Genomic DNA, 20,164 nt, shown 5'->3' on the forward strand with positions numbered 1-20,164 from the left:
AATTTATTGTTCATAGGAAGTAGGGATGGAATTGCTGAATATTGGATATATTGGCGATAGCGCTAGTGGAAAAATAATTACCGAAGAAATCCGTGAGTATGGTCATAAAGTCATTATACTTGACTCAATAAACAAATCTGAAAAAAAATTAAATTTAATTATCACAACAGAAAATCAGGCATCCGTAATACAATTACTTGAAAAGCAATCAGAATATCTGATAATCATAGCCTCAAATAAAGAAATTATTAAAGACTTTGATACCCTACAAGCTCAAGAACGTTTATCTCTGTACTTTACATCGCCGGGCAGATCCGGTTATTTGTGTGGACATATTTCTCGTGAAAGCCATAGCGCGGTGGAGAGCTACCTTGAGAATATTAGGAACAAAATTACTGATATTGTTGTAGGGCTATCGCGTGGTGAACTTCCCATAATTCAAGATACACCGTATTGCCTCGGACGAAAATTCTATGCTGAAGCGCCAACCCGTATTCGTAGCCTGATTTCCCTCTTATTACAGCGATTGGGTGACCAGATGCAAGGGATGTGCGCGAGCGATCTCAGTCATATGATCTGGTATCCCAATGCTGATTTTCATATAATCCCGGCAACGGAGGTCACATCTGACAATCGGTATCTGACTCACTTTTTCTTTAACGAAACTGGGGTACTTAAACATCATAAGTATGCTAAATCCGGCGTAATGATAAGTGTCGTGGCAAACGAGGACGGAACACAGCTCACCGTTTGTGGTGACGATATACGTTTTAGCCATTTTACGGATTATTTGGATGCATTAGTGTCGCCGACCATTGACCCTATTAGTGCCCCTTTCGTAACTCAGCCTGATGAATTATATCGTCTGAGTGGGTTTAACGAAACCGATGATCCGAGCCTCTTGTCCCAAGATATTACCACGCTGTTTAATCACCATGCCAAGATACATCCAGAACTCACCGCGCTGCATGCAGACAATCGCAACTATAGTTACGGCGAACTTAATCAAGCATCAGATCAAATGGCGTGTTGGCTACTTGAGCAGGACAGTAATAATGGTACGTTGGTTGCGGTTGCGATGCAAAAATCAGCGCTATTGCTGATTGTCTTATTGGGTATTCTGAAAAGCAATAAAACTTACGTTTTGCTTGATCCCCTAGCGCCGAAAACACGCAATCAAAACATCCTAGATGACGTGCAGCCAACACTTATTTTGGCAGATTCATCGCTAAAAGCAGGTAATGCCCCTTGCATATTACCATCGGCTATCAATTATCAAGAACTGCATGTTTCTGTAAGTGACCTTCCTGCAGCAAATAAAGATTCATTGGCTTATGTGTGTTACACCTCTGGCACGACTGGCAAACCGAAAGGCGCTATGATTACCCGAGAGGGACTAAGTAACGTTGCACAAAACCACCGTGATTTTATGCGGCTAGGTATAGGCAGCCGTGTGTTGGCTATTGCATCACTTGGTTTCGATGCATTCGGTTGGGATGTTTATGGTGCACTCGTCAGTGGTGCCACATTGTATTTAGCTTCAGCAGAGCTGCATACTAACATTGGTGCACTGCATCATTATTTGGCGCAGCATGAGGTTGAGCATGTCACCATTACTCCGGCCATACTGGAACTTTTACCACGTGATGTCTGGCAAGGCTTACGAAGCATGATCGTTATGGGAGATGCCCCCCCATCAGACGTAGTTGCCTGGTGGAGTGATCGCACACGTTTGTGCAATGGCTACGGACCCACAGAGGCTACTATCGCCACCTCATTGTGTGAATACCGTCCTGGAGTTGTATGGAACTGTATTGGTACACCATTGAAAAACTACCGTTGTCATATTTTGGATGCATACCATAATCCAATGCCCGTGGGCTTTGAAGGTGAGCTATACATCGCTGGTAACGGTTTGGCACAAGGTTATTTGCACCAGCCCACGCTGAGTGCTGAAAAATTTGTCACTATGTGCCTGCCATATATGCCAAATGAAGAGCGTATGTATAAAACGGGGGATATCGCCAAGTGGGATGAGCAAGGTAATATCATTTTCATAGGACGCAGAGATCATCAGGTTAAAATTCGTGGTGTGCGTATTGAAATCGGTGAGGTGGAAAGCGCCCTACGCAGCCATCCACAGGTAGAAAGTGTTTGTGTTGTGGTCAGAACGCAATCTGTCGATAAAGGTAAAATTTTGGTCGCCTTCGTGCAATCGACTTCGACAGAATTAACGTCAGATACTCTTCGCCACGCAATGGTGACATTACTGCATCCCGCAGCTATTCCAACCTCATTTGTTTTCTTATCTTCGCTACCACTGACAATTAACGGTAAAGTTGCCCGCCAACTGTTAGAAAACTGGCCGCTTGACGATCTAATTCATCGTATCGCCCAGCCGGAAACCGAAACGGAAACCATTCTCGAACGGATTGTGGCAAATGCTATTGGGTGCTCACATGCTGATGTTAACCATGAGTTTATCAATCTTGGTGCTCATTCGTTGACTATGAGCAAAATTGTAGCTCTTACTGCGCGTGATCTCTGTTGCCGCTTGAATATCGCCGATATTTTTCAGCACAATACAATTCGTAAACTGGCTGAATATATTGAGAACAAGGCCGTCGCAGCAGAACGCTCCATTGTAATTACAGAGGAACGACGCGCATTGCTGAACCCACAACAAAACCTATTGTGGTACCTGAGTGCGCTTAACCCCGATGATTGTAGCTACAATCTCCCAATTGCCGTGGAAATTCGCGGTCATTTAGACCTCATAAATTTTGAACATGCGGTCAACTTAGTCTATGAAAAACATGAAAGCTTACGAACCCAATTTACCGAGGTGAACGGCTTATCCTATCAGTATGCACAGCCGCATATTCCAATAAACCTAGCCGACCATCGCGTAGATGGGCAAAAAATGCCGCTTGAAAAGCTAGTGAAATCACTGTGTGAGATGCCTTTCAATATTATGCAACGGCCTCCCGTCACACTACGCTTGGTGCATTACCATGACCAACACCATGTACTGATCTGGGTGAAACACAACATTTTGACCGACGCTTGGAGCGAACAACTGATCCTCAACGATCTGTGGCAACATTACAACGATTTGTGCCTTGGCGTACAACATGCACCTCTATTGCCGCAGATACAGACCATCGATATCGTCAACAATAGTGCGGAGTTTTGTACTCAAAACGAGATCACTTATTGGCAACAGCATCTGGAATGCTGTCGTGAACTCGATTTTCCCTTGGATAAGCTTCGCCCGCTGATGCCGACACACGCTGGCGATCGCATACGCTATCCACTGCAAGCCGACATTGCCATACGACTGGAACAACAGGCTAAAACATTAGGTGCTACGCCTTTTGTCTTGCTTATGGCCGCATTAGCTTATTTACTGAGCAAATATACTCAGCAGCAAGATATTGTGATCGGCACCGCTATTGCCGCGCGCGATAACTTGGATCTGGCACAGGTCAGTGGATTCCACGTTAATACTGTTCCATTACGCACCATGTTGTGCCCACAAGACACCATCGCCAACCTGATCAACAAAATGGCGGAAACCTGTATCGGTGCCTATCAGCACCAGCAACTATCTTTTGACCGCATTCTACACCTGATCGACTATGAACGGGTGTCGAATAAAAACCCACTATTCCAGATTATGGCGATCTTGCAAAACGCTGGCGACGTGTGCCAAACGGGCCTGTATGGCTGTACGCTACAGAGGCTTCCTGTGGCATCTGGTTTCTCAATGTTCGATATGACGTGGAACTTCAATCTGACTGAGGGAAACATCACTATAGAACTCGATTACGCCAGTGAGCTTTTCTACCCTGCGACCATGCAGATGATACTGGATAACTATGAACAGGTTTTGGAACAACTGCTCACCCTGCCCAATTCTGCCGTCCTTTCTACCGTTAACCCGCTCTGTGCTGCTGAACAGCGCTGGTTGTTACAACTGGCTAGCAATCCGGTAGCAAGCCAACGCGGTTCGTTGATTGAACAAATCCACAAACTGGCGCAAACACAACCGCATAATATCGCCGTTAGTTGTGAACAACAGCAGTACAATTATGGTCAGCTATGGGATGTGTCTGAACGTATCGCCAACGTGTTGCAGTCCATTGATAGCCAGGCGTTCTCTGTTGGCATCATGATGGAGAAAAATTGCCGCGTTGCCGCCCTGATACTTGGCGTGCTTAAGGCAGGCAAACATTATGTGCCAATTGACGTTCATTATCCGGCTGATCGCGTAAGTTACATGGTTGAAAACGCACAGACCCGGATATTGGTCACAGATGGTCATCCCGAACGAGCATTGAGTCATATTAAAACCCTCAACTTTGAGACGCTGACAACATGCCCTGTAACTGATAACCCGCTGCCAACGCTTTCTGACGAGCTGCTAGCCTATATCATGTATACATCTGGTTCGACCGGGAATCCCAAAGGGGTGATGATCACCCAAGGTAACCTGAATAACTTCACTAATGACTTTGTCGAACGCCTGGCATTGGAGAGCCAAGATAAGGTGCTCAGTCTGACCAGCATCAGTTTTGACATCTTTGGTCTAGAACTGTTTTGTTCATTGGCCAGCGGTGCACATGTAGTTCTATGTCCACGTGAGACAGCGATGGATCCCGTGAAGTTGTACCACCTTATTGAGCAACAGCAGCCTCGTGTTATTCAGGCCACGCCTACCGTATGGAGCACCATTGTTAACCATCTTTCCCCATCCACAGAGCGTCCGCTGACGGTGTTGTGTGGCGGCGAGAAAATGCCTGCAGCCCTGCTGGCGCAGCTGCGGCGTATCGCTACCCAGGTACTGCAAGTTTATGGCCCAACGGAAACCACTATTTGGTCTACCTGTGCCGATCTGACACACCACGGTGATAGTGCATGTATTGGTATGCCAATCAACATGACGGATGCTTTTGTTATGGATGAAACTGGCAACCTGATACCAAGTGGCGCTTTCGGCGAACTTTGTCTCGGTGGAGCGGGTGTTTCGCCAGGTTATTGGAACAACCAGACGCTGACTGACAAGGTATTCTCGCAGAGTCAAGTGCTTGGCACCAGACATTACTTGTACCGCACTGGCGATATTGTTCGCTTTACCCGACAGGGACAGTTGGAGTATCTCGGCCGTAACGATCATCAGGTGAAAATCCGCGGTCACCGTATCGAACTGACAGAAATAGATTTATGTTTGTCTGCTATCGGAACCATTGAACAGGCGTTGAGTCTGATTGTTGGTGAAGGGCAACATGCCCGGATTGTTAGTTATCTGCAGTTGGCTCCCGGGGCAACACTAAATGAAAAAATGGTGCGTACAGCATTGAAGGCCAAATTGCCGAATATCATGATCCCTTCCGGTTTTGTGGTATTGCAGACATTCCCATTAACTAATAACAACAAGATCGACATACGCAAGCTACCTGCACCAGAAATGAACTATTCGGCTTCAGAGGACGATTATACTCCTCCAGCTAACGAAGCAGAACACAAGATGCAGCAGATTTGGCAACAGGTGCTAGCGTTGGCACAAGTCAGTGTCACGGACAGTTTCTTCAGTCTTGGTGGTAACTCATTACAAATTCCGCAATTGCTGCACGCGATCCGCCTAGAGATGGGGATCACCTTAACGATCAGGGAGTTTATTCTACACAGCCAGATCCGCGAATTGACGGTGTTGGCGCAGAGCAAGTCCGGAGAAACCGCCCATGGAACGCATTGAAATACACTACCAAGGGCGTATGCACCATATCCATCACAGAGAGCCAATTCGGCTCTCTATACGGCTATGTTTTGCGGATAACCCTGTAAACCTTTATGGTGTCACGCCGGTCAGTGATGAGCCACTCCGCTATGGCAATGCCGTAGCCAGTGTGCAATTTGGGGGGGCATGCAATGCCTCCCGTATTAGCCTAGTACCACACTGTCATGGCACCCATACTGAGTGCATTGGGCACATTTTACCTGATGTACACAATGTAGCCGACCTCAACTTTGCCCCTTTTATTGCCGCCACCCTGATCCGAGTGCCGTTACAGCGAGCCTCGGCAATGAAGGATAGCTATAACGCCAGCGCTGAAGATGATGATTGGGTGATCACCAGAGAAGCTGTTGATGATGAACTGACTCTGCTGACTTCAGATTATCTGCAAGCATTAGTTATTGCAACCGATGAACTCCCTTGGCTCCCTGATGGCGGTGGTGCCCCCTACTTTAGTCATCAGGCGATGGTACGCATAACAGAGCTGGGCGTGCAGCACCTACTGGTGGATATTCCGTCCATTGACAGGCTAAACGACGGTGGGCGGATGGATAACCACCGCTGTTTTTGGGGGATGACCGATCCCGCTTCGCCCATTGCTGAACGCCAGTGTACTTCTGTGACGGAATTGATCCACATTCCATCGCATATTTCACCCGGCCACTATTTTCTTTCCATACAGTTACCGAATCTATCAGGGGATGCCCTTCCCAGCCAGCCGGTACTATTCCCGTTTTCATAAGGTAAGAACGCGTCATGGACTACTCAAGTTATCTGCAATTAAACCAGTTGTTGGCACTCCAGCAACCTGCCTCACCTTGCAGTGAGCACCGCAATGAAAATCTGTTCATTATCACGCATCAAACGTATGAGTTGTGGTTTAAACAGTTGATCGATGAGATCCATCAAGCAATTGATCTGATTGGTGCCGGTGAAATACCAGCAGCCATCGAAGTCATGATCCGCGTTAATGCCATTGCACAAACCGTGGTAAACCAGATTACGGTCATTTGTACATTGAAATTTCATGAGTTCCAACGTTTTCGCGGTTATTTGGGAACCGCTAGCGGTTTTCAGTCTTACCAATTTGCTGGTATTGAGGCGCTTCTGGGTAAGGCAAACAGCAAAAAATTTCAGCAATACTTAGATGATGATGTTATCCAGCAAAGGCTGGCAGCAATAGTACGGCCTATTTCGCTCTGGGAGACTGTACGAGTTCAACTCATGCAGATGGGCGACCCAGCACAAAGTGAGAAAGATATCATCAAGAGTATGTTAGAACGCCCTTCCTGCGAGTCACTATTACTTAATCAGTTGCTGGATCTGGATTCGTTGTTACAGGAGTGGCGCTATCGACATGTAAAACTGGTTGAACGCACGATTGGTCAACGTAAAGGTTCAGGTGGTTCTGCGGGCTCAGACTATCTAAAGTCCACGCTTTTTAACCCAGTATTTGATGAACTGTGGGATGCAATCAACTGAATCATAACACGAAATCCAATGCACAATGGGATCGCAAGATCCCTTTTTCAAGATCACCATTATTATAATGGCAGGTAAGCCTTATGCACACTGTACACTTCCCTTTACCACGGCGTTGTCTGAAAAAACTGACCCCAGAACGTCAGGGAAAACTGCGGATAATTGCTTTCCCACATGTGGGCGGTAGTGCCATGGTATTTCAACGTTGGGGCAAACTACTGTCTCAGGATATTGAGCTATTTGCCGTACAGTATCTGGGCCGAGCAGATTTGTTACTTTACTCCCAATTGTTGTTTCCGCAAAGCACCTGTTATTGGGCACCGTTGGCTGCTTCTCAGGGGGACCGTGATAACTGGATTTATGAGCAAGATTTATCTGATTGGTGCCAGATCGCAAGCAGAGAATTTCAACAACACAGCTTTGACAGTGGGCAGTATCTGGAAGAGCAATGTAACTCCGTAGTAGCAAGACTCCATCGGTTGTTGGCCGGCCATTTAGCACCGACCAACGTTTAAATACTCAGGCGCGTTTTTTTTCACCTTTTGGCAAGGTGAGTTGCCGTTCGCTACGTACGATACTCCCTGCCAGCATCAGTGCACAAATGCTGCTAATTGTCAGTACCACGCCAAGGCGTTGCGTCAACCCTGCCAGAACCAAACCGCCCCCTAACATCAGGTAATACATCAAACCAAGGATCGCCCCCGCCGTTCCCATGCAATCTTTATAGCGCCGCAGGGCACGCGCCAGAATATTGGGAATAGCAATCCCATATGCCATCACAACCAGCATCATTGGTAAGACAAACCATACCGTTTCTTCCAGTAAGAACACTAAGATACCGCCAGAAAGCAGCAGAACACACGCCAGTGTTAGCAAAGCGGTAAATAACCAGTGCTTGGTGATCAAAAGCTTGTTAATGGCTGCGCCAAGGGCCACACCTGCTGCCAACACCAGCCCGGTATAGCCAAACCATTGCGCAGGAAGACCCAGTGTTTCAAAACGGAACGGTGCTAATTGGTAATAACTGAACATGCAGATATTGAATAGAGCGACCAACAGCGCACTGTGCCAGATGTCACCATCTTTAGTCATACGCTCCAGAGTACCGAAGAAGAAGCTTTTCACGACCTCTTGCGGGCGCGTTTCTGGCAGTTGCCATGCAGCATAAGCCAGCAACGCCGCCGCTAATATCGCCAGACCGCTAAAGACGCCCTGATAGCCCCAATAATGGGTCAGTAACGCACCGCTCAGCACGCCGATCGCCGGGCTAACCGCCATCGCTATCCCCATCACCGAAAACACTCGCGCCAATTCGTAGCCGCTGAACTGATCACGAATGGCAGTCTGGGTGCCCACCGATCCCACCGCTGCACCAAAGGCGGCCAATACCCTCGCCACCAATAATATGGTAAAACTATCGCAGAAGATCGCTAAGATCGATGCCAACATATATAACGCGAGTCCGGTAAGGATCGTAGGGCGCCGTCCAATCACATCACACATCCGCCCCCACACCACAACGCCGAGGGCAAAAGCAAAGAAGTAACAGGACAAAGTTTGCGCGGCCATTTCTGCGCTGACATGAAACCCTTCAGCGATATGAGTAAGCGCTGGGCTGTAGATCGTTTCCACCACTTGGGGAAACATCATCATAGATGTTGCTAGTGTGAGGGTAAGTTTGCGTTGCATAGCAAGTCCTGTGACTAAAGGTAAAATAGGGACACCAAGGTACCACCTTCGCTCTGTTGTCTGTTACAATATAAAAGACAAAAAATTTACATAATCGGACAGAGTATGACATGGCTTAACGCTCAGGATGCCTTTGATCCGGATTCATTCGACAATAGCGTATTGGGCATCGCAGCCGAATTAGCTCAGCATGACTCTGGCCCACACTGGCATAGGATGGGGCAACTACTGTTTAGTCAGCGAGGCTGTATGCGAATTACGCTCAATGAGAGCATCTGCATGCTCCCGCCGGGTCGTATCGCTTGGATTCCACCGCGGCTGGAGCATCGGGTGCAAGTTAGCGGTGTAGTAGGTTATCGCTCGGTGTATCTCGATCGCTCCCATTACCCTAGTCTGCCTGAATGCTTAGAAGTCCTGACTGCTTCACCTCTGCTACGCGAAGTGCTGGAGCGCATTGCCATCGCTGAGTTCGACACCAACTGGCAGCACGGTGCTACCGCTAATATTCTAGCGGTATGCCTGGATGAGATACAACTGGCTCCACGCGAATTAACCCTGCTGCCCCTACCCAGTGACCGCCGCCTGAGAAATTTAGCCGATATGGTCACAATACCGCCGCTGTACGAGCTGGCTAGTTATATCGGCGCATCGGAAAAAACCATTAGCCGCATCTTCCTGCGTGAAACTGGGCTGAACTATCAACAGTGGCGGCAACAGTGGCGGCTAATCAAAGCAATAGAGCTGCTAGCAGAGGGATACAGCCAATCTGACGTCGCTAGCCAACTAGCTTTTTCCAGCGATAGCGCTTTCGCCACCTTTTTTAAAAATATGGCAGGCAATCCTCCACGGGCATATATGGCAATGCGCGGTTAAGTTTGCCATTTGTCATAGGTAATCAATCCGACACGCTGTGTTATCCGCAGTTAGAACGGAATGTGCATTGCTCACAGAATCGCCTTGAGTAATTATCAGTTACGCTCGGCTATCACTCGGGTTGATGGTAAAAAAGAATTTACTGGGCGAACCGATATTGAAACGGTGTGGCCAATTGATTGCCAACGTTATCATCTACCACCATAACTCGATCATTTTATTGCAGCTGCTGAATAAATTAACACCAAGGCAGTGACACTGCTGACCAAATGTTGCTGGTAGCTTGGCAGTATATATTACTGAACGGTCATTATTCTTTTCAGAGTAATGGTAAAATTATTGACCTTGATGAAGTTGTGGCAGGACTGGATTTAGTGTGACGAGAATTTCGTCAGCTCTGGTTTATAACCCCAGGATAATTTATTAAAACAAAATGTTACATAGTTAGTCATTTTCGAGGGGGGCCTCCACTGGCTTCCATAATGAATCAAATCTAATTATGGCGTAGAAAACAGTCAGTGGGGAGGAATCTCTATGCTTGCTGGCAGTAGATGAATGTGTGAATATGCCTGCCATTCTTATCTTTAGCAACCGGGAGCTTGTGGTCAGGTTTGCTACATTTGGTCCGTTCTTTCAATTAATTATTATGAAAAAAGATAATTCCTCTCCTAAGACGTTAAGTGAAAAAGTAACAAATATTATCCGGCAAAAACTGATTATTGGGGAGTTATCACCCGGTCAACGACTATCAGAAGCGGCTCTGAGCGAACAACTTAAAATATCGCGTAATACATTACGTGAGGTTTTTCGTGTACTGACGCAGGAAGGGTTACTGCGATATGAACCTAACCGTGGTGTTTTTGTCGCCACACCGAGTATTGCTTCTATTATCGATATTTACCGGGTCCGGCGGTTTATTGAATGTCAGGCATTAGCGCAATCTTATCCTCTGCATCCTGCGGTTGAACATATGCGCAGTGCAATCGAAATGGCTAAACAGTGCCGTAATACTCAGGACTGGCTTGGTGTTGGAACCGCAAATATGGCATTTCATTCAGCTATTGTTGAACTGACTGACAGTGAACGGTTGATAACATTCTATGGGCATATTTCTGCGGAATTGCGTCTGGCTTTTGGTTATCTGAACGATCCTGAACTTTTTTATGTTCCCTATATTGATCAGAATGCCCATATTTTGGCGTTACTTGAGAAAGGTGAACCAGAAAGTGCGGCCTCCGAGTTAAAAAGCTATCTGGAGCAGTCAGAGCGTACGGTATTAGCGGCTTATATGCGCAAAAATCGTGCTTAATAAATGTTAAGAAAAGATAATATCTGCGACTAGATTGGCAAGTTTATTGATAAAATAAATTAATTTAATTAATATGTTTAAAATTTTTTCATATTTTGGTTTGTAACGTTATGTTTGTTTGGTACCTCTCCAGACAAAGGCGGTAGTGTCTATAAGGATCAAGGAAGTGAATGATAAGAGAAGCTATATATGCCCTTTGTGCCATGATGTTGAACTTTTTAATCCTCCCAATTACAGATCACTTGGTTATTAAAAACATAATTCATCGTATTTTTGCGGTAAGTCATATTAGTAACACGAGTTACAGGAAAACGTGACTTATAGTCCGTGGTTTGATAAGTAACATCGTTCGATACTTATCGAATGAAAAAACCTAACACTATAAAATCCCTTTTTGGACAAAGAGTTAGATATATCAGAATGGCATCTGGTATGTCTCAGGAAGCTTTTGCCGATAAATGTGGGCTTGATCGTACTTATATCAGTGGCATTGAACGTGGCGTCAGGAATCCCACGCTTGAAGTTATCAATGTCATAGCAAGTGGTTTGCAGATCGAATTAAAAGATCTGTTTGACTTTGACGCGGAGAAAAAGAGTTAGTCGACTTTAATTCGTGCATCAGTGATTTTCTCTCCAATTACGCTTTCTGAGACACTTGAAAGTTCTGTTGTTAAAAGTCGGTAATTTTCATCTCTGATTTGCACTATAGGAAATAGATGACGACTCACCTTGCTTGAAAAATGATGCGCTTCAACCAAAGGAATAACCATACGTCTTCCTGGTGTTTCAATGATGTCACTTTGTACATCAACAAACATACTGTATTTGCTTTCGCTCCGTTTGTATTGATAAACAACAAATTGCATTTACCAGTTCCTGTTTTCATCAGCAAATGAACCATATTGTTCAATAAATTGAGCAACTTCTTCCATTCCTTTGCGATTATCTGCTTTCCAGCTTTCAGCTTTGATTCGTTGAGCTTCTCTGGTCATGACTTCATTAACAAAACCTGAAATGTTTACACCGGCTGAACTCATGATCAGATAATTTTCTTTATCAACTGTTATGTTAACTCTATGCTTCATAGCACACCTCAAAAACACACTTTAAGTACATATTAAAAGTATGTATTTCGTGAAAACAAAAGGCAACCTGATTTTTTACGTTCGCATGAAGAAATGGATTGCGAACAGGAAAAGATAAATGCAAGTAATCATTATTCTTACCGAGTGGTATAAAGTAGATCGGAGCAGCTTATCTTATTGATAAACTGCTCCATTTTTATCTACAGCCACTTACTTTGTGTACCTTGAAGGCCATATTTCAGCGGGATCGCGATCCAAAGCCGTGGCAATAAGCCGTTGACCTTTGGGCCAGCGGCGTTGCAGGGTATTAGCAAGGGTAGATGATGCTAACCCTGCTTCCCTTGAAACGGCTGCTAATGATGTTCCCCGTTTTTTCAGCTCGGCGATAATGTCTGCTGGGTGCCAGTCCTGATTTTTCATTATTAATCCTCCACGTTACGGATAACTTTGATATGAAAAGGTAAATCGTTACATAGTAGACTATAAGTCACATATGATAACATAACTTACCGCAAAAAGTGACTCATAGTCCGTGGTCTGATAAGTAACATAATTCGATACTTATCGGATGAAAAAGCCAAATGCTGTAAAATTCCTTTTTGGACAAAGAGTTAGGTATTTCAGGCAATCGTCTGGCATGTCTCAGGAGGCTTTTGCCGATAAATGTGGAATTGACCGGACGTATATCAGTGGTATTGAGCGTGGGGTTAGAAATCCTACGCTTGAAATCATCAATATTATTGCGAGTGGTTTGCAGATTGAGCTGACAGACTTGTTTGATTTCAGTGCAAAGCCAAAAGGCTAAAATAGTCTCTTTCCCCTTTATTTCTTGGAAATTTTCTTATCTTTTTGTTGGAATGAATTACTGTGCTAGCCTTGATAAAGGTTGAGAAAATGGGTTGGTGGTAACTGATAAATACGATTAAGGAAATGTTATTGTGAGTAAATTGCATAAAGGCATGAATCAGGAAGCGTTTGAGAATAGTTATTTTTACGTAACTGAACTTCGGCAGTTTGCTAAATCTTTAGGAATTGCAACAAGTCACTTAAAAAAGAATGAGCTTGAGCTGCATATTCGATCACGGCTATTTGGCTATTCAGGCGATTTGCCTATTGCTATTCCTAACAAAAGAGATTGTGCTAGTCGGGATTTACTCACCCTAGAAAGTTTGGTAATAAATTATGTGAGTGACAAGCAAACTAAAAATTTCTTATTAGAACAAGTGAACCGCCAATATGGGCCATTAGCGGATAAATCCGGCCAATGGTATTGGTTAAATCATTGGCGTAAAGCGCAAATTGCCAATAATAACAAAATTACCTATGGTGATTTGGTCGAGCACTTGGCTTCTTTGAAACAGCAGGAAGGAAGGCTTCCACAGATCCCTTCCGCTCGTTTGAATAATTTTATTAGTGATTTCATTGCTGATCCTGAAAATAAAGGTAAAGGGAAAAAACAGGCACTGGAAATATGGCAGGTGTTGAAAGAAAAAAATTTACCTAAAACGTATCTTGCTTATAAACATAATAAATACCAAATTGAAGAATAAGTTTATACCCAATGGATTTCAAGATGGATCGCGACGAAGAGGCAACTTGAAAGATGACGGGTATATTGAGGGAGAACCTATATCTCCCCCAATAAATGGCTTTATTAAATGGTAATAATTTTCTGGATGTTATTTCGTTCAATTTTTATTGTCAATTTACCTGATGGTGTTTCTGACAACTGATTACGAAGATAGGTGATATCCTTAGGAAGGGCTTGTTGACCATTAACTTCCAGGACAATATCACCGTTCTTTAATCCAAATTTTTCAATATATTTCGGATCGTTGTAAAATATCTCTACTTTGTTATTAAAATAACGGATTGCAATCGTGCGGAGTAATGGACTGTCATAACGGGTAAAGTTTTTGGCGTTAAAACAGAGCAGCATTTTATTTGGAATAAACAGATAATCATCAAAACGTGAGAAGAAATTCATACCAAGATTGTAGAGATCATTTTTATTTTCGCCAATTCTCAGACGACCTACCGGCAGTTGCTGTAAATAAAAGCCATCAATCAGATACTCTTTACTACTATCAAGCCCACTAGCGGACGCGTATTTGACATTGATTCCTTCAGAAATTTTATCTTTGTGCTCTTTTTTCAGATATTCAATAAATTCCTGAGAAACATAGCTGTAATCGGCTCCGGTATCTATATTAAAAACGACATTAGAAACCTGGATTGCGGGAGATCTACCGTAGCTATCACTGTAAGGTTCACATTGTTGATAATTTAGGATTGAAGGCGCATGTCGCCATACTGTCAATGTGTGGTTCAGATTATTTATTTCCCAGTTTAACTGACGAAAAGTGTCAATGCCGAGAATACCATCCAGATCCTGACCAATGGACTGATTAAAGAGGCTTATGTCAATGCCAATCCAGGGATCAGAGCCCGGCACCGTATGGTTACCGAGGGTAATCGCCAGGGGTTGCCATAACGTTAGGTCAGCTTTGTGTAAGCGTTTTTCACTGGTTGTAACCAGTCCATCGGACAGCATACGATGGAATGTAACCGGTATTTTTGATTCTGGTGTGGTTTGTGTCAGCGTTTTTGCCAGCTTATTATCGATGAAGGTATAACTGGCGCCAGTATCCAGTAAGAATTGATATTTTTTACCGGAGATAGTGACAGGAACAATGATCGATGTTGGCTGATGGATGTCCAGCTTAGTAGAAAGGATGGGTTTATTTTCTTCTGGCATATGGATTTTTTCCATATGGCTACAGCCCGTTATCAGTGTCAGCAAGCTGGCGGTAATAATTGCCCGTGTGGCTATCTTTTCCTGTTTTTTCATAATATTAGATTCCTTTTCTAGGGGATGGAAGATAAAAATCTGGGGTCCGGTAAAACCCAACATAATGCACTGGAAGCAATAAAATGTTGTGTATGACCTAGGATAGTACGCGTTACCAGTACAGCTCAGCTTCATTGCAAATATTATTATCTGCTTTTTGCTAAAACCAAAGATAAACAATAACATCATTACATTAGTTGATGTGAAATGTAGTGAGTAATTGTTTAACTGCGGTTGAACTATTATTAATTTCAGCGGTAATGTTGGTGAAAATGTCGGCTATTAATAAATTATCTGGATGTGTTTGATTATATAGTGTATATCAATGATAACAATTTTAAATAAAAATCACTATATACCCGTCATCTTTCAAGTTGCCTCTTTGTTGGCTGCACTCACTCACCCCGGTCACATCGTTATCTATGCTCCCGGGGATTCGCTCCCTTGCCGCCGCGATCCATCTTGAAATCCATAGGGTATAAATCATTAATATTTTATTTTTAGGTATAATGTAAAGGTAATAAATATTTATTGGGTTTATATTTATATGTGTAAATTATTTTTCTGATAAATATCCAGATGATCTCAATATAAGAAAATAACACCTTTGGGCTAAAGGAATATATTGATTTTATGTCTATATCACTAAAACTCAGCATTGTCGTAGCTATTTATAATGGAAAGCGGTTTTTACCGCAGTTTTTTGTCAATTTATCTCGGCAAAAGCTAACTGATTTTGAATTAATTTTGGTTGATGATGGTTCAACGGATAATAGTCGCCAGATTATTGAGCAATATGCCGAAAAATTCCCAAAGACAGAAATTATCACTCAGAAGAATCAAGGGGTTTCTGTTGCCCGTAACACGGGGTTAGCGAAAGCCAGAGGTGATTATGTGGCTTTCCCTGATATTGATGATGTCATTTATCCGGGTATGTATAACCGGCTGTTAGAGATTGCTCAGAATAATGATTTGGATATTGCTACTTGCAACGGTCATTATGTTTATGATGATGGTCGGCCTGCTCGAAAGATTTTTCCTTCCGAGCGCCTCTCTTCTACCGTGGTTCTGAGCGGGCCAGAATGGTTGCAACAAGCACTGAGTTCACGCAAATTCCTGCATGTAACTTGGCTGAATATCTATAAACGGGCTTTTCTGACAAAACATCATTATCAGTTTGAACCGGGGTTGCATCATCAGGATATTCCGTGGACAACAGAACTCTTGTTGACGGCAAATCGGGTGCAATATATTGATGAATCTTTTTATGATTATCTGATTCACACCGCTTCGGTGTCCCATGTTCCTGCGGATGATCGTATTAAGGTAAGAACAGCACATCACTATATGAAAATCTTGGAGATGCTGAATAAGATTAATCAGCGTTATCCACAACAAGTCAAGCAGGTGCCGGCGTGTCATTGGCAGATCGCGAAAGAGGGGCTAGGGATTTTGCATACGATTAATGAGATAGAATCCTCTACGATAAAACAACAAATCGTTCATGAATTGTTTGAGCGCGGTATTTGGTCAATGATCTGGAAAAATGCCCGTGGATTTAGATTGCGTTGGCGTTTGGCTCGTCGATATCCGCGACTTAGGGCGGTGTTAAAAGCCGTTTAATAGTGAAAATAACGGCTTTAATGATCGATCGCTCCTTACCTGTGGTTATTTTCCATCTTAATCGCAGGTATCGCCGATGTTTTTCAACGCATCAATAATCAATTGCCAGAATCGCTGTTGATCGAGTTTGACTGCAACTTGGGTATGGCAATCTTCTGATGGTGGATAACGGAAATCCGCTACGGTCATTCCCACAGTTAAGGTACCATTCAGTTCAATATTGACGGGGACTTTTTGCGTTGTCATCACGGTAGGGTCGATCACATAGGCGACGGCACAAGGATCATGTATTGGAGGGCAGTTGAAACCATGTCTCTTCTGATAACTTTCACCATAGTACTCCAGTAGCTCTACGACAAACCGAGACGCTTTGGTATTGATACGTGAAATTGCTTTGATGATTTCGGATGTGGCGCGTGCTTGATGTGTCAGATCCAGACCGACCATCGTCAGTGGCCATTTTTCATTGAAAACAATATGTGCCGCTTCTGGATCGGTTTTGATGTTGAATTCTGCCACTGCGCTTCTGTTAGCCGTGTGATATCCACCACCCATTAATACCACTTCTTTTACCCGTTCAACGATCTTCGGTGCTTTACGGACGGCGAGAGCAATATTGGTTAAGCTGCCAACGGGAACCAAAGTCACCGTTTTGGGCGGATGAGACATAATAGTATCAATGATCAGATCAGTGGCGTGGCGAGGATCTAGAGTTCGAGAGTGTTTAGGCAACTTCACGCCACCCAGACCAGATTCGCCGTGAATATCCGATGCCGTTTCGAGCTCGCGAACTAATGGCCGATGACAGCCTGCGGCAAAGGGTACGCCGGTAATACCGGCAATATGCGCTATCGCCAGCGCATTGTGAGTGACTTTATCCAGTGTCTGATTCCCGACAACCGTCGTGACGGCTAATAGCTCAATATGAGGGTTACCATGCGCCAATAACATCGCAATGGCGTCATCGTGTCCCGGATCGCAATCAAGAATAATTTTTTTGGTGGTCATTTTTACTCCTTGCCAGAGAAAGTGATATAAAAAATGAGCATAATCCAGTTAAAACGTCTATTCCGTGACAAAATCTTAGATCTGAGTGGGTGCTCTCATAAATAATTAGTAAAATGCTTCATAATTGTGATTTGATTAACACATAAACGATAATTGAGTTGTAGATCCAGTTTAAGTGTGATTTTTATATAGTTTCGCTATGGAATTGGCGGGCAATATCTGCTTCGGATTTATTATTAATTTATGAATAATTGCGAGGGATTGAATGGATATTCATGTAGATAGATTATCAACAGTGATTGAATCGGTGGCAACCAGTGAATTTTATCCTAATTTACTGACTTGGCTGGAACAATTTATTATTTTTGATAACGCCATTGTTTATGCCTTTGAACAAGGTTCTTCTCCGCGTTGTTTGAGTAAAACCGAGAAGAAAAACAGTGATGCAATAAATCAGATTTATCAACAGGGTGCTTATCTGCAAGATCCGTTCTATCAAGCCTTGATAGATGGGGCTGACACTGATCTATTTACCTTACGGGAACTCGTCCCTTCAGGGTTTTATCATACTGATTATTATCTGAATTTTTATCGTAAGACCGGTTGGCAGGATGAAACGGGGGTTTTACTGAAGCTCTCTTCCCAAAGGCAACTTGGCCTGTTTTTTGGTAAGGAAAATCAGCCATTTTTCATCCAGAAACAGCATCGGAAAAACCTGAAAACGACACTGGAAATTATCCGCAGTGTAGCGCGATTACATGATGATATGACGCAGCAAACACCTGCTGCTGAAATGGCTTATCTGGATACTCAGACTCGTTATTCCTTGACTCCGAGAGAATGTGAGATTGTGGAGTTGATATTGCAAGGTAAAGGCTCACCACAGATTGCTGAGAAACTTTTTATCAGTACGGGGACGGTGAAAAACCATCGGAAAAATATTTATCAAAAACTACAAATCAGATCACAAGCAGAGCTTTTTAGCCTGTTTATGGTGCCACCTACCCGTTATTTTGCCTGAGTCACAAATGTTAAAACTGTGTTGCAAATATCCCTAAAGGGACATGGTGATGTGACTCTGCGCTACAGATAATCCGGTGATTATGTTGGATGCTAATCGGGCTATCACATGAGCAATCATCTTGATTCATTAACTTATTACGCTGCGACCAAGAAATATGATCTTCGTTTTCCTGCATTACAAGAAGATCTGGATGTAGACGTCGTGATTATCGGCGGTGGATTTTCCGGTATTAATACTGCGCTTGAACTGGCGGAAAAAGGTATCACTAATATTGCGATCTTGGAAAGCCGTCATCTTGGCTATGGCAGTACAGGTCGTAATGGTGGTCAGGTTATGGCGGGTATCGGTCATGATTTGGAGGTGATCAAACGCCATATTGGTGAGCGAGGGTTGGAAACGATCTTTCAGATCAGTAACCTGGGTGCCGGCATCATTCGTGATCGTATCGCTAAATATAATATTGATGCTGATCTCTGCCGTGGTTATGGCTATCTTGGCATGAATAAGAGGCAGGAAAAGACGTTACGTAGTTGGTTGCAAGATTTTAAGGCGGTTTCTCCTGATGAAGAGATTGAGCTTTACACTGGCTCCGATGTGAAAAAGGTGATTGGTTCTGATGTTTATACTTGCGCGTTGAAGCATATGGGGGGTGGGCATGTCCATTCCCTAAACCTGTTGCTAGGTGAGGCAAAAGCGGCGACAGACCTTGGCGTAAAACTCTTTGAGAACAGCCAAGTACTGAATATTGAATATGGTCCCAGAGTAACGGTTCGTACCGCGATGGGATCGGTTCGTGCTAATAAAATGTTGTGGGCCTGTAACGCCTTTCTTAATAGTGGTCTTGAGCCATATATTTATAAAAAGGTGGTCAACACTTATGCCTTCCAATTAATGACGGAAGTGTTGCCGGATGATTTGATTGAGAAAATCAGCCCGATTCGCGGTGCATACAGTGATATTCGTCCGGTTATTGATTACTTCCGTGTGACGAGAGAAAACCGTCTCTTATTCGGTAGCGCAACCCCCTTCATTGAGCATATCCCATCTGATTTGAAAGCCTGGAACCGCCACTTGATGCTGAAAGTTTTCCCTTATTTGAAAGATGTGAAAGTTGAACTGGCATGGGGAGGGCCGTTGTGTTGCAGTGCAAACTTGTTCCCACAGATTGGCTCTTTGCCGCAGCACAATAATGTGTTCTATGTGCAGGGATATTCAGGTTTTGGGGTCACGCCAAGCCATATCGTTTGTAAAGTGTTGGCGGAAGGGATGAGTGAAGGATCTGAACGTTATGACCTGATGAGTTCAATTCCTCATGTGAATATTATTGGCAAAGATAAGTTGCGACATCTGATGGTATCAGCGGGAAAAATTTGGCATCAGACGTCAGGGTATTGGAAAGGTCGCCGTTAATTTATTGATCTCA

Annotated in this window: 19 protein-coding genes and 1 pseudogene; 13 read left to right on the forward strand and 7 right to left on the reverse strand. The window is 43.8% G+C overall.

Annotated elements, in window-relative coordinates; all coding sequences use genetic code 11:
* Positions 1–25: 25 nt before the first annotated feature.
* From AAC155_RS19785 to AAC155_RS19800, 4 genes are all read left to right on the forward strand, one after another.
* Positions 26–5,758 carry a non-ribosomal peptide synthetase gene (locus tag AAC155_RS19785; RefSeq protein WP_113043837.1) on the forward strand — a complete coding sequence of 1,911 codons (5,733 nt, stop codon included), beginning with the start codon at positions 26–28 and terminating at the stop codon, positions 5,756–5,758.
* The gene (locus AAC155_RS19790) at positions 5,745–6,539 is read left to right on the forward strand and encodes a cyclase family protein (RefSeq protein ID WP_113043838.1); all 795 of its coding nucleotides are present in this window, start codon (positions 5,745–5,747) and stop codon (positions 6,537–6,539) included. The genes AAC155_RS19785 and AAC155_RS19790 overlap by 14 nt, the downstream gene beginning before the upstream one ends.
* 14 nt (positions 6,540–6,553) lie before the next feature.
* A complete protein-coding gene (locus AAC155_RS19795) occupies positions 6,554–7,279 on the forward strand; it encodes a tryptophan 2,3-dioxygenase family protein (RefSeq protein WP_113043839.1) in 726 nt (241 codons plus the stop codon).
* Positions 7,280–7,362: 83 nt separating this feature from the next.
* On the forward strand, positions 7,363–7,794 hold the full coding sequence (locus AAC155_RS19800) for a hypothetical protein (RefSeq protein ID WP_113043840.1): 432 nt from the start codon (positions 7,363–7,365) through the stop codon (positions 7,792–7,794).
* 4 nt (positions 7,795–7,798) lie between these two features.
* Here AAC155_RS19800 and AAC155_RS19805 read toward each other — a convergent pair whose 3' ends face one another.
* On the reverse strand, positions 7,799–8,968 hold the full coding sequence (locus tag AAC155_RS19805; protein ID WP_113043841.1) for an MFS transporter: 1,170 nt from the start codon (positions 8,966–8,968) through the stop codon (positions 7,799–7,801).
* Positions 8,969–9,073: 105 nt separating this feature from the next.
* Between AAC155_RS19805 and AAC155_RS19810 the strand changes: the two genes are divergently transcribed.
* The 4 genes and pseudogenes from AAC155_RS19810 to xreR1 (AAC155_RS19825) all read left to right on the forward strand — a co-directional run bounded on the left by AAC155_RS19810 (position 9,074) and on the right by xreR1 (AAC155_RS19825) (position 11,750).
* Positions 9,074–9,841 (forward strand): AraC family transcriptional regulator, encoded by a 768-nt coding sequence (locus AAC155_RS19810; protein WP_113043842.1) that lies wholly within the window; start codon positions 9,074–9,076, stop codon positions 9,839–9,841.
* 44 nt (positions 9,842–9,885) lie between these two features.
* A pseudogene (locus AAC155_RS19815) lies at positions 9,886–10,221 on the forward strand (Tn3 family transposase); the annotation flags it as partial.
* Between the two features lie 266 nt (positions 10,222–10,487).
* Positions 10,488–11,150 carry a GntR family transcriptional regulator gene (locus tag AAC155_RS19820; protein WP_191214893.1) on the forward strand — a complete coding sequence of 221 codons (663 nt, stop codon included), beginning with the start codon at positions 10,488–10,490 and terminating at the stop codon, positions 11,148–11,150.
* A gap of 363 nt (positions 11,151–11,513) precedes the next feature.
* Positions 11,514–11,750: a cell morphology transcriptional regulator XreR1 gene (gene xreR1 / locus AAC155_RS19825; RefSeq protein ID WP_113026271.1), complete on the forward strand. Its 237-nt coding sequence runs from the start codon at positions 11,514–11,516 to the stop codon at positions 11,748–11,750.
* On the opposite strand, the gene AAC155_RS19830 is transcribed toward xreR1 (AAC155_RS19825), so the two are convergent.
* The 3 genes from AAC155_RS19830 to xreR2 form a co-directional block, all read right to left on the reverse strand.
* Complete coding sequence (locus AAC155_RS19830; RefSeq protein WP_113043844.1) at positions 11,747–12,016, reverse strand: CcdB family protein; 270 nt, start codon at positions 12,014–12,016, stop codon at positions 11,747–11,749. The genes xreR1 (AAC155_RS19825) and AAC155_RS19830 overlap by 4 nt on opposite strands.
* Entirely contained in the window at positions 12,017–12,235 is a 219-nt protein-coding gene (ccdA, locus tag AAC155_RS19835) for a type II toxin-antitoxin system antitoxin CcdA (RefSeq protein ID WP_113026269.1), read from the reverse strand.
* A gap of 210 nt (positions 12,236–12,445) precedes the next feature.
* Positions 12,446–12,655, reverse strand: coding sequence for a cell morphology transcriptional regulator XreR2 (gene xreR2 / locus AAC155_RS19840; protein ID WP_113026268.1), 210 nt, complete (start codon positions 12,653–12,655; stop codon positions 12,446–12,448).
* Between the two features lie 148 nt (positions 12,656–12,803).
* Between xreR2 and xreR1 (AAC155_RS19845) the strand changes: the two genes are divergently transcribed.
* On the forward strand, positions 12,804–13,040 hold the full coding sequence (xreR1, locus tag AAC155_RS19845) for a cell morphology transcriptional regulator XreR1 (RefSeq protein ID WP_011148388.1): 237 nt from the start codon (positions 12,804–12,806) through the stop codon (positions 13,038–13,040).
* A gap of 154 nt (positions 13,041–13,194) precedes the next feature.
* Positions 13,195–13,785 carry a hypothetical protein gene (locus AAC155_RS19850; protein WP_223121453.1) on the forward strand — a complete coding sequence of 197 codons (591 nt, stop codon included), beginning with the start codon at positions 13,195–13,197 and terminating at the stop codon, positions 13,783–13,785.
* Between the two features lie 104 nt (positions 13,786–13,889).
* Here the strand turns inward: AAC155_RS19850 and AAC155_RS19855 are convergent, their stop codons facing one another.
* Both AAC155_RS19855 and AAC155_RS19860 read right to left on the reverse strand, forming a co-directional pair.
* Entirely contained in the window at positions 13,890–15,086 is a 1,197-nt protein-coding gene (locus tag AAC155_RS19855; protein WP_113043846.1) for an aspartyl protease family protein, read from the reverse strand.
* Positions 15,087–15,423: 337 nt separating this feature from the next.
* Positions 15,424–15,573, reverse strand: coding sequence for a hypothetical protein (locus AAC155_RS19860; protein WP_158536607.1), 150 nt, complete (start codon positions 15,571–15,573; stop codon positions 15,424–15,426).
* A 146-nt stretch (positions 15,574–15,719) separates the two neighbouring features.
* Between AAC155_RS19860 and AAC155_RS19865 the strand changes: the two genes are divergently transcribed.
* Positions 15,720–16,709: a glycosyltransferase gene (locus AAC155_RS19865; protein ID WP_113043847.1), complete on the forward strand. Its 990-nt coding sequence runs from the start codon at positions 15,720–15,722 to the stop codon at positions 16,707–16,709.
* 57 nt (positions 16,710–16,766) lie between these two features.
* Here AAC155_RS19865 and uriH read toward each other — a convergent pair whose 3' ends face one another.
* Positions 16,767–17,717, reverse strand: coding sequence for a uridine-preferring nucleoside hydrolase UriH (gene uriH, locus AAC155_RS19870; RefSeq protein WP_113043848.1), 951 nt, complete (start codon positions 17,715–17,717; stop codon positions 16,767–16,769).
* 265 nt (positions 17,718–17,982) lie between these two features.
* Between uriH and AAC155_RS19875 the strand changes: the two genes are divergently transcribed.
* Both AAC155_RS19875 and AAC155_RS19880 read left to right on the forward strand, forming a co-directional pair.
* Complete coding sequence (locus tag AAC155_RS19875) at positions 17,983–18,738, forward strand: response regulator transcription factor (protein WP_113043849.1); 756 nt, start codon at positions 17,983–17,985, stop codon at positions 18,736–18,738.
* A 108-nt stretch (positions 18,739–18,846) separates the two neighbouring features.
* Positions 18,847–20,151 (forward strand): NAD(P)/FAD-dependent oxidoreductase, encoded by a 1,305-nt coding sequence (locus AAC155_RS19880; RefSeq protein ID WP_113043850.1) that lies wholly within the window; start codon positions 18,847–18,849, stop codon positions 20,149–20,151.
* The last annotated feature ends 13 nt before the right edge of the window (positions 20,152–20,164 follow it).

Origin of the sequence: Photorhabdus sp. HUG-39 (assembly GCF_963878365.1) — a bacterium.
GTDB classification, from domain to species: Bacteria; Pseudomonadota; Gammaproteobacteria; order Enterobacterales; family Enterobacteriaceae; genus Photorhabdus; species Photorhabdus kayaii.

Excerpts from the sequence above, each read along its gene's own strand:
- AAC155_RS19785 (WP_113043837.1), top strand. The coding sequence starts at position 26 with ATGGAATTGCTGAATATTGGATATATTGGCGATAGCGCTAGTGGAAAA.
- AAC155_RS19790 (WP_113043838.1), top strand. The coding sequence starts at position 5,745 with ATGGAACGCATTGAAATACACTACCAAGGGCGTATGCACCATATCCAT.
- AAC155_RS19795 (WP_113043839.1), top strand. The coding sequence starts at position 6,554 with ATGGACTACTCAAGTTATCTGCAATTAAACCAGTTGTTGGCACTCCAG.
- AAC155_RS19800 (WP_113043840.1), top strand. The coding sequence starts at position 7,363 with ATGCACACTGTACACTTCCCTTTACCACGGCGTTGTCTGAAAAAACTG.
- AAC155_RS19805 (WP_113043841.1), bottom strand. The coding sequence starts at position 8,968 with ATGCAACGCAAACTTACCCTCACACTAGCAACATCTATGATGATGTTT.
- AAC155_RS19810 (WP_113043842.1), top strand. The coding sequence starts at position 9,074 with ATGACATGGCTTAACGCTCAGGATGCCTTTGATCCGGATTCATTCGAC.
- AAC155_RS19820 (WP_191214893.1), top strand. The coding sequence starts at position 10,488 with ATGAAAAAAGATAATTCCTCTCCTAAGACGTTAAGTGAAAAAGTAACA.
- xreR1 (WP_113026271.1), top strand. The coding sequence starts at position 11,514 with ATGAAAAAACCTAACACTATAAAATCCCTTTTTGGACAAAGAGTTAGA.
- AAC155_RS19830 (WP_113043844.1), bottom strand. The coding sequence starts at position 12,016 with ATGCAATTTGTTGTTTATCAATACAAACGGAGCGAAAGCAAATACAGT.
- ccdA (WP_113026269.1), bottom strand. The coding sequence starts at position 12,235 with ATGAAGCATAGAGTTAACATAACAGTTGATAAAGAAAATTATCTGATC.
- xreR2 (WP_113026268.1), bottom strand. The coding sequence starts at position 12,655 with ATGAAAAATCAGGACTGGCACCCAGCAGACATTATCGCCGAGCTGAAA.
- xreR1 (WP_011148388.1), top strand. The coding sequence starts at position 12,804 with ATGAAAAAGCCAAATGCTGTAAAATTCCTTTTTGGACAAAGAGTTAGG.
- AAC155_RS19850 (WP_223121453.1), top strand. The coding sequence starts at position 13,195 with ATGAATCAGGAAGCGTTTGAGAATAGTTATTTTTACGTAACTGAACTT.
- AAC155_RS19855 (WP_113043846.1), bottom strand. The coding sequence starts at position 15,086 with ATGAAAAAACAGGAAAAGATAGCCACACGGGCAATTATTACCGCCAGC.
- AAC155_RS19860 (WP_158536607.1), bottom strand. The coding sequence starts at position 15,573 with ATGATTTATACCCTATGGATTTCAAGATGGATCGCGGCGGCAAGGGAG.
- AAC155_RS19865 (WP_113043847.1), top strand. The coding sequence starts at position 15,720 with ATGTCTATATCACTAAAACTCAGCATTGTCGTAGCTATTTATAATGGA.
- uriH (WP_113043848.1), bottom strand. The coding sequence starts at position 17,717 with ATGACCACCAAAAAAATTATTCTTGATTGCGATCCGGGACACGATGAC.
- AAC155_RS19875 (WP_113043849.1), top strand. The coding sequence starts at position 17,983 with ATGGATATTCATGTAGATAGATTATCAACAGTGATTGAATCGGTGGCA.
- AAC155_RS19880 (WP_113043850.1), top strand. The coding sequence starts at position 18,847 with ATGAGCAATCATCTTGATTCATTAACTTATTACGCTGCGACCAAGAAA.